At 45.0% G+C, this 5,971-nt stretch carries 4 protein-coding genes; all 4 read left to right on the top strand.

Annotated features, from left to right (window positions below; genetic code table 11):
* The coding region (locus V5298_RS19380; RefSeq protein ID WP_332933076.1) for a DNA topoisomerase at positions 1 to 2,383 on the top strand (2,383 nt) is incomplete at its 5' end.
* Between the two features lie 99 nt (positions 2,384 to 2,482).
* Positions 2,483 to 2,812 carry an HU family DNA-binding protein gene (locus tag V5298_RS19375; RefSeq protein ID WP_332933075.1) on the top strand — a complete coding sequence of 110 codons (330 nt, stop codon included), beginning with the start codon at positions 2,483 to 2,485 and terminating at the stop codon, positions 2,810 to 2,812.
* 9 nt (positions 2,813 to 2,821) lie between these two features.
* Complete coding sequence (locus V5298_RS19370; RefSeq protein ID WP_332933074.1) at positions 2,822 to 5,401, top strand: hypothetical protein; 2,580 nt, start codon at positions 2,822 to 2,824, stop codon at positions 5,399 to 5,401.
* Positions 5,402 to 5,492: 91 nt separating this feature from the next.
* The coding region (locus tag V5298_RS19365) for a hypothetical protein (protein ID WP_332933073.1) at positions 5,493 to 5,971 on the top strand (479 nt) is incomplete at its 3' end.

Below are 5,971 nucleotides of genomic sequence, written 5' to 3'. Positions count from 1 at the left end.
TAATAACTTCATTAAAGGGGGGCACAAGGAAACAGTGAGCGTTATGCCCCCCTTTAATGAAGTTATTATTTGTGAAAAGCCAGCACAGGCTAAAATGTTCCAAAAAGCACTTAAGTTAACGAAAGGCTTCGACATCAAAGGTAATCGCCACGCTTGGTATGACAAAGAGGGTGGTATATGTGTGTTTTATTTACGAGGTCATATCTTAGAGCTCCTTCCGCCCGAGCACTATGAACCAAAACTGAAGTTCGGATGGCGAACAGATCTTCTTCCTGTAGTAGTTAGCGGGACCCGGTGGCCCCTGCGTGTTAGCGACGGAGCCGAGTCTCTCTTTAAGGCAGCCGAATGGGCCCTTGTGAAATCCGGTACGCCAAAGACGATCACCATAGCAACGGATAACGACAGAGAGGGAGAGCTGCTTGGTTGGGAATTACTTGAACACCTAAAGTTGGCCGACCATCCTCATCTCGATCGGGTTTTTTATTCGCAGGTCACAAAAAAGAAAATAATCGAAGCCTATAACAAGAAAATGCCAGCCAGTAAAACGTACCCCCGCTATCTAGCGGGACTGGCAAGAATGTATGGCGACTGGTCAGTAGGCATGAATATAACGATGGGGCTCAGTGCGCAAAACGAAGGTATGATCCCGCCGTATACCCCACTGAACGCTGGAAGAGTTGTTTTTGCTATCTGTTACATACTTTACCTTCGTTACATTGAGATGCGTGACTTCCGCCCTACAGATTATTTTACGCACAAAGTGAACTTCCTTTCTGATGGCGGCGGGAAATACAGTGGCTCAGTGTCATACCCCGAAAAGCACCTCGACCCGAAGACAAAAAAACTCATTGATAAAGACATCGCGGAAAAGATGCGGGTGGTAATAGTCAAGATTGGGAAAGGGAAAGTCGTGCGTTGTGATAAGGTGAACAAAGAAACCGCTCCGCCCACGGGTTTTCATCGTACCGGCTTTGACCGTCATATGATCCGCAAATACGGAATGACATTGAAAGATACGTCTGATGCATTGCAACGTTTGTACGAAGCCGGCTATATCACATACCCGCGTGTCGATCTAAAAGTTCTTGATGAAACCATGCACTCAGATATGCCCAGTTACATCAAAGCGCTCATTGCAAACCTCAGAAAAGCGCCCCAACTAACAGATGCTGAAAAAGGACGGTATGAGTCTGCGTTCAAACTTATTGATCTGAAGAGGAAAACACGCATTTGGAAAAAAGGGGTGGATGACAGTGGCTCACACCATGCAATTATTACGACAGAAGAGTCGGTGCCGATGGCTAACCTTTCTCCTAATGAGTTCAAAGTGTATAGAGAAATGGCTGATCGCCTTTTAATTCAATTCCTACCAAATTACCAGTACGCAAGTACTGTAATTGAAACACAGGTGGCCGGAGGGCTCCTGTGCAAAACAACAGGGGCGGTTCCTGTAGACTTAGGATGGAAGGGCGTATCCAAAGATATGGAAGAGGAAGAGGGCGATAGTGTGGTTGACGGGTGCAGCTTGCCGGCCCTTAGTGTTGGTCAGGTTGTTGGGGTCGGGGGGGTTGAAATGGTCAAGCAAACGACATCCTCCCCTAAGTGCTACGCCGAAGATGAGCTGCTTGGCGTGCTCGAAAACCCTAAAAAATTCGTAAAAAATAAAGAGCTTATAAAAAAAGTAAAAAAACTACAGATTGGGACGGACGGGACAAGGCAGGCCCATGTCAGCTCGTTAAAACCCAAAGGCTTTGTTCAATTTAAAAAGGACGGAAAATTGTATAGGTTGGTGCCGCTGAAGAAGCTGGTCTCATTGATGGAGATTGCACCAGATTACTTTTCTACCCCAGAGGCGACGGCATATTGGGAGTCCTCTTTTTATGAAATAGAGAATGGCCAGCAAACCCTGGAAAGTTTTATTGCTCGATTCAGGAAGTTGGAGGCGCGCTTTTTTGAAGACTTAAATAAAGGCCAATTTAACCTTAAATCTCCTGTTGTAGAAAACGTAAAAATTTGTGCTGACGAAAACGAAGAAGGAAAAACCTGCGGGGGAAACCTCTTTTTAGTAAAGAGAAAGAGTAAAAAAACGAAAAAGATCATGGAAGTATGGCGATGTTCAAAATGCCGTTCTGCCTTTTTTAACACTAAAAATGGTGAGCCTGGCAATAAACTTGCCCCTAGAGGTACAGAAGGGGCAGGTGAGAAGCCTAAATGGGTTCCCCCTCCTGATGCACGGAAAATCAAGTGCACTGTATGCGAAAAGGATTACACCTACCATAAAATCATACCTGGGAAAGATTGGTCTTTATGGGAATGTGTAGGATGTGGTGCAGCCTTTTTTGACTCAAAAGGAAAACACGGATCGCAATTGAAAAAGAAATAAAAGCGAAAAAATGAATTAACACCATTGTGAAAAAAAAGAATTAACATCCTTGTGATAAAATCAATGTAAGTTATAAATTGGTTAAACAAGGATGTTTTCATGCCTCTTAAAAATACTCAAAAAATGAAAAATTTGCGGAATGTTGTCGAAGATATTGTGTTCGATGATGTGCCGGCAAAGACAAATCCCGCATCCCTAAAACGTGAAGTTGAAGAAAGATACGCCTTCGTGCAATCCGTATTCGCTAAGATTGTCGAACAAGCGAAATCGCAACCTGTGCGAATAAAAAACTTTGGTACCTTTTTCGTTTATAAAGGCAAGCCGACGGCACGCAACCCCAGAACAGGTGAAATAGTCAAAGTAAAAGAGCCTTTAAGTTTAAAAGTCAAAATGAGCACCAAAGCTAATAAAGAAATCAACCGTTCGTAAGGAATTGCTATGGCTTCCCCCGCAACATTAATGGCCAGTTCTCTGGCGGAACACTTCAAGCGCGAAGAGGACAAGGTTATAGCTCAAAAGCTGTTTGAGCTTAACGCCTATCGCAAAGACATCGACACGCCTGATTTTCGTCGGGTGGCAAAAATGATAGCAGAATTCGCACTCGCGAGCCCTGGGGAGTCAGAAAGCCAAAGGGATTTGGAACTTGCATCCCTCAGACTTGCGGGCTTGGCGTCCAGTAGCGTGACGTTACTGGACGAAGCTCAGCAAAAAGAAGTGCTGAACATTTTTTTGCCAAAGGCGATGGGTGAGGGTGTAGATTCAAGTTTTTATTCAGAAGCAATAACTCAGCTTCTGTTGCGTTATCTAAACCCGGAAGACTCAATGCCGGTTCTGCAGAAAAAGGTAAAAGAACATCTTGATGTATACCTCAATAGGGAACGTATCTCCTGGCTGGTAGAGCGAGTTGAAGTCGGAGCCGTTGAGTCGCCGTTTGAAGCGATCGATAATAAGGAAGAGCTAGGGCCACTCGTCGCAATTAAAGAAAAATATCAGTTAGCCGGGCCAGAACCCGCTACAAAAAAGCCGAAAGATGAAAATGTAGCAAGTTTGAGTCGTGAGTCCATAGCGGAAGATAAGGCGGCGGCAAGTCTTGAGGAGCGCATCTATCGCGAGGCAGCTAAGAAAAAGGTTGATGTAGAGCTCCAGCTTGAAGCACTAAACCGTATGAATGCATTGTTCAACAAGAAAGAAAACGTTTCTTGGGCTGAAAAAAGCGTTTGGAATAAATTGTCCAGCAAAGTCAGTAAAGGGGTTGACCGGTTAATTTTACAAGATCCGGTAAGAACCCCAAAAGAAAGCCTTTTCAGTAACACCTTAGTTGAATTCGATCCTGAAACAATGATGACGCGAAAAGAATTGATTAGGTTCAATGTGATAGGCTCGTTTAAAGCGACATTCCCCTCAGCTAAAGTGTCTGAAGATGTTTATGCTTACGCCGCTCTAAAGGCAATGTCAAAAGGGATACACTATCCTTTAATAAAATCGACCTTTACGGATCCTAAAGAGTCCTACAACTTTGTTGTAAATATGACAAAGTCATTAGTTGATGCAGGCTATGACGTTAACGACATTCGTGTGTCCCCGCATTTAAGGAAGGTCTTTGAAGAACGGATTATGCCTCTCTTCGCACAAGAAAACTCCCTTGAAGAAGCCCCAGAAGCGTTAGCCAATAATCCTAGCGTGGACGCCAGCAAGCTTGATCGCCGTGGTGAGGGAGCCGTTGAGCCTCCGTCACAAAAACAAACTCGCTTCGAGCAGGAGGAAGTGGACATGCTTGAAAGCATCAAAGCATCACTCCGAGAAGTGAATGAGCACCCGTTAAAAATAAGTCGTGGAATGAACGGTGAGGAGCAGCAAAACAGTTTCTCAGACCTATCCAACGACGATATTTTAAAAATAATCCAACTCGTCCCGCTTTTGTCGATGCCTGACGAGGGATGGCGAGATCTTGTTGATGGAACAGGCTTAGCCCCAGAGTCTCGACGTCAAGTGGAGAGAACAGCGGAATACATAAAACGCCTAGTCGGAACTACCATTCCTGACGCTGAGGGGCGGGTAAGGATGGATCCGAACAGAAATACGAAGCAGTTTGAGAGACTTAAAGAGCTAGCGCCTCATTTGAAGATCGTGATGCCTGAACAGTACGAGATTCTTTCCAAGACGATACCTGCCCTGGACAACGTCACAAAAGAGAAAGTGAAACAAAACAACGTTGCTCAAACGCCAAGCGAGAACGCAAACTCGGAGGTTGATAGTACACCTGCACCGCCGCCCGAGGAACAAGAGAAAGGCGCTGAACTCCCCAAGGAACAAGTGGCGACACGTCGTAATGATGAAAAGATGCCTGAAGCGAGCGAACCCGCTCCGAAAGGAGACCCGGTCTCTCCTTATTCTGAGGCGTGGGTACGCCGCGTTGCTCAGGTAAAAGACAGCGGTGCACTTTCGCCAGAAGATATTAAGAAAATGGTTGAGTTGGACGAGTCGGAAGTAACATTCTTCGCCTCAACCCCCCCCTCGAAAGATGAAATGGACGGAGTGGCGTTCTCAAGTTTTCGTCGGCACCTACACGCGGTCAGAGATGCGGTTAACCCCTTTCAGGAGGCCCCTAACGACATGCATGTCGCGATCATGAAAAAGCTGCCAGAAGGGTATTTGGCGTCGATTGTCCCTCCAGAGGGAATACAGGCTATGAAATTATCTTCTGTGTATCAGGAGAGGGGGGAACCGGCTGTTGTACAGGAGGATGGCGCTCAACTCGATAGCAAAAATGAACCTTCCCCTCCAGATCCGATCGAGATGACATCGCCAGTTTCAAACGACCTTGAAAAATATGATGTGTCGATAAACGAAAATATTGACTCAATGGATTTTACCGAAGAAGCGCCAAGTGCTGAGGGGTTAGCCGACTGGACCCCGCCTGAACCGCCAGAGATGGAATCCCCTCCATTGCCTGCGGCGGAAGACATCCCGCCGCCAAGAAAAAAAGAAGAATACAGGCCAAAGAGACCTCGTCCTTGAGGTCTAAATAAAACAAAAAAAAAGGAGATCGAGGATTCCTTTTTTTTTGTGATAACATCGTTGCGTCAAAAAGGATTTTGCGGACATAAAAATGGATTTATTAAGTAAGTTATTGATGAGTGTTGATGCATTTTGTTTTCAATTGTCAAAAAATGGCAAAAGGCATGCTGATGATTATTATGAAATAGTCGCGCCAGTTGATGATGAAACATTCAAAATGACCGATGGCGGAATGGTTAGCTTTTTCGAGTTAAATGGATTCAATTCAACACTGAACAAATCTGAAAAAAGGGAGGTGTCACGACGCCTAGAGCGTGCTCTTGATGGTTATTTCCCGAAAGTAGGCTATACCCTTCAAATAGTTGATATCGCTGACCCAGAACTTAGCCGAAAGCACGTCGAAGAAGCCATGAAAGATTCGATTGAAGAATTGGCCAACATGGGGATCACACACGACATCTTCACGAAGGATTACCTAAATTTCGTTGCAAATAACAGTACATGGAAAAAGCAATACGCTATTGTTTACACTGCCCCCACGGTTTTGAAAACACTAAGAAACCATAAAAC

This window comes from Alteromonas sp. 14N.309.X.WAT.G.H12 (assembly GCF_036697315.1).
In the GTDB taxonomy this organism is placed as follows: Bacteria; Pseudomonadota; Gammaproteobacteria; order Enterobacterales; family Alteromonadaceae; genus Alteromonas.
Note: the sequence above shows the minus strand (reverse complement) of the source record. Positions and strands in the feature narration are given on the sequence as shown.

Excerpts from the sequence above, each read along its gene's own strand:
- V5298_RS19370 (WP_332933074.1), top strand. The coding sequence starts at position 2,822 with ATGGCTTCCCCCGCAACATTAATGGCCAGTTCTCTGGCGGAACACTTC.
- V5298_RS19375 (WP_332933075.1), top strand. The coding sequence starts at position 2,483 with ATGCCTCTTAAAAATACTCAAAAAATGAAAAATTTGCGGAATGTTGTC.